2 protein-coding genes and 3 pseudogenes are annotated in these 2761 nt (G+C 42.8%); 2 read left to right on the top strand and 3 right to left on the bottom strand.

The genetic code is table 11. From position 1 onward, the window contains the following. Positions 1–279, bottom strand: a 279-nt coding sequence (locus QUB44_RS30390; protein WP_333373541.1) for an IS66 family transposase, incomplete at its 3' end; no start/stop codon positions are given. Continuing rightward, positions 237–746 (bottom strand): hypothetical protein, encoded by a 510-nt coding sequence (locus tag QUB44_RS30385; protein ID WP_333373538.1) that lies wholly within the window; start codon positions 744–746, stop codon positions 237–239. The genes QUB44_RS30385 and QUB44_RS30390, both read right to left, overlap by 43 nt. 136 nt (positions 747–882) lie before the next feature. Here QUB44_RS30385 and QUB44_RS30380 point away from each other — a divergent pair. Further along, a pseudogene (locus tag QUB44_RS30380) lies at positions 883–1298 on the top strand (IS630 transposase-related protein); the annotation flags it as partial. 365 nt (positions 1299–1663) lie between these two features. Continuing rightward, positions 1664–2215 (top strand): annotated as a pseudogene (locus tag QUB44_RS30375) (DUF4277 domain-containing protein); the annotation flags it as partial. Between the two features lie 16 nt (positions 2216–2231). Here the strand turns inward: QUB44_RS30375 and QUB44_RS30370 are convergent. Continuing rightward, positions 2232–2761: pseudogene (locus tag QUB44_RS30370) on the bottom strand (ISAs1 family transposase); the annotation flags it as partial.

Genomic DNA, 2761 nt, shown 5'->3' with positions numbered 1-2761 from the left:
AAACACCCACTCCCACTGATTTTGTCCGTTAACTCTCGCGCTCGTTTCATCTGAACAAATTAATTTTGCCCGCCGCAACCGTTGTAGTATTTGAGTTACTTGATCATCTAAACTGGTTTTGACCTTCTTCAACAGGTTGGCGATTGCTCCTTCTGATATCTTTACTCCAAAGACCTCTCCAAATATGGACGATAGCCGTTCGTAGCTGATGGCATGAGTGTAACGCAGATATGTAACTAAGCTTTGAATCTCCCGGCCAAACGGTGAACCTGGTTCCATTCCCAATGGTACTGGTGCAACATACTTGGTCTGTCAGCAGGCACACTGACCACCATAACGTTCGATTCGGGTGATGATCGGGCGAATGATGGTAGTTCGATTTTTTCGTAGACGGATTGCAATTTTTGTGCGGCGGCGGTGACTTTCTCTCCACACTGGGGGCAATTTTTGACTTGGGCGATGATTGTTTGGTCGGGATGAGGATGTAGTTCTCTTCCCCCTCCTGCTCTTCCTACGCTTCTTTGTCTTTTGCTCCCCTCAATTTTCGATGGCTTAATATTGGCCTTGAATCCCTTCGACGGCGGAGTGCTAGAATTTTTGCTGGTTTTGGTGGGAACTTTATTTGGTTTTGCTTCCCCTGTAGTGACTAAAGCGGCGGTGAGTTTTTGGATTTCTTGCCATAGCTCTACTATCAAGGCTTCTTTCGCCTCGTTCGATAGTTGCTTTAAGTCGGGGAGTTTTTCCATTCCTTGATCTAATGTCTATCTCGTCTTCTTGTCAAGAGGGTTGAGCAATTACTTTACAGCTATAGTGATTTCAAATAAGTATGAGACTATTTAAACATGAGGTAAAATGAATAAAAATAGTGAAGTTGCTAGGAAAATGTCTTATAGTATTGATTTGAGAAAAAGAGTAGTGGATTATGTAGAAAATGGCGGTCGTATCGCTCAAGCGGCAGGACTTTTTTAGGTGGGAAGGGCAACGATATATCGGTGGCTGGGTCGGACCGACCTTAGAGCCACAAAGGTAAAAAGACGTAAGAGAAAACTAGATTGGCAAGCCTTAGAAAAGGATGTAAAAGAGAATCCAGATGCCAGATTAATCGACAGAGCCAAGAAGTTTGGAGTAAGACCAAGTGCCATATCTTATGCTCTTAAAGAAATAAAAATGAAGGAAAAAAAAAAGAACTTCGTTACCAGGAGAGAAACCCAGAAGCAAGAATGAAATACTACAGATATCTGAGAGAATTGATTAAAGTATCGGGGAGTCAAAGTCTGGTTTTTATTGATGAGTCAGGAGAGCCAAGAGTTTCAACCCACATTCCGCACCCTCAACTGGCACACACACAGTTGGGGTGGGAAGGAAGAGTCGATCGGTCGGTGAAATTTGAGTAGAAATACTCAGGAAGCCGTGTCACGATCGCGATTCGTGGTCAATTTTGAAAAATACAGCCGACGGAAGTGCTTCTGTGAAATCTCGTTGGAGATTAAGTGCGCGCGACAACAACCAACCTGTGTCGCTCGAAAGCTTGGTAAAACGATTCAGGATGAAAATGTGCGATCGTGTAAAGGAACAACAAAAACCAGTCGTCCTCTGTGCAGCACTGCGGATAAAAATAGTCTAAACTCAGGTAGCAAAAAACTGGCTCGAACTCAAGAAGCCCGTGCATCAAGCAACTGAGATAACCGTCTCTAACCTCGACCATCTTGGTCTGATAGCAGGTCTAGTGGATGAAATAGGAATTGTCCAAAAAATTAACGAGTTAATAGAGGAACAACCGGGTGAGATTGTCAGTCCGGGTCAGGTAGTCAAAGCGATTATTATCAATGGGTTAGGGCACGTTTGGGCTCCATTATACTTATTTCCCAAATTTTTTGAAGGCAAAGCAATCGAACATTTAATGGGTGAAGGTATTCAAGCATCACACCTGAACGAATACCGCTTAGGTAGAGAATTAGACAAGTTATATTTGGCAGGAAGTAGCCAAATATTTACAACTATCGCCGCTTCCGCAGCTCAAAAATTTGAGATCGATACAGGGACATCCCATTTAGATTCAAGTTCCTTTCACCTGCATGGCAAATACGAATCAGAGCTAGCATCTGTATCTATTATCGAGTCAGAAACGGCACTCGATCGCGGAGATGGCGAGTCCACTAAACCTCTGTCATCGACCGTACCAATTAAGATTACCTACGGCTACTCCCGCGACCAGGGTAAGAGCATCTCAATCAAGCTTTACAAAAGGAGTTGATAACAGTCATCATATAATCATTATTCATAGAAGCCTGTTTAATTTTTTGACGAAGACTACGCTGAAATGTTTTCTCCTGATTAAGAGCGTTAAGTGCTATCGTCTCAGGATGGCAAAATTACGAGGACTATGACCTGAACGAATCCGACATTTATCCTCATGGAACGTGACATCTAAAGTCCAATAAACTTGGTTTTCAATCGTCCAATGTTGACGAATGGCACGACCAAGAACTTGAGCATCTGCAGGCAGAGAAGTTAGATAGAATTGGACTTCACGAGTCGTTTTGTTCCAAAGATGGCGGATTCTTTCAATAATGACGATGGTTTGCAGTCCCGACCATTGGTCTTGTTGATAAAGACCACCGAAAGCCTCTAAAGGAACAGCCCAAACATAACGTTTTTTAGTGCGATGGTGTCCCTTTTCAATTTGTTGGTTATAACTAACGTTAATGCCTTCAAAGTTATTAGCTCTTCTGGTATCAAACCATTCTTTAACCTGAGAATG

The sequence above is a fragment of the Microcoleus sp. AT3-D2 genome (genome assembly GCF_036705715.1).
Classification (GTDB): Bacteria; Cyanobacteriota; Cyanobacteriia; order Cyanobacteriales; family Microcoleaceae; genus Microcoleus.
The sequence above is the reverse complement of the archived record's forward strand: the minus strand, read 5'-3'. Positions and strand labels throughout refer to the sequence as shown.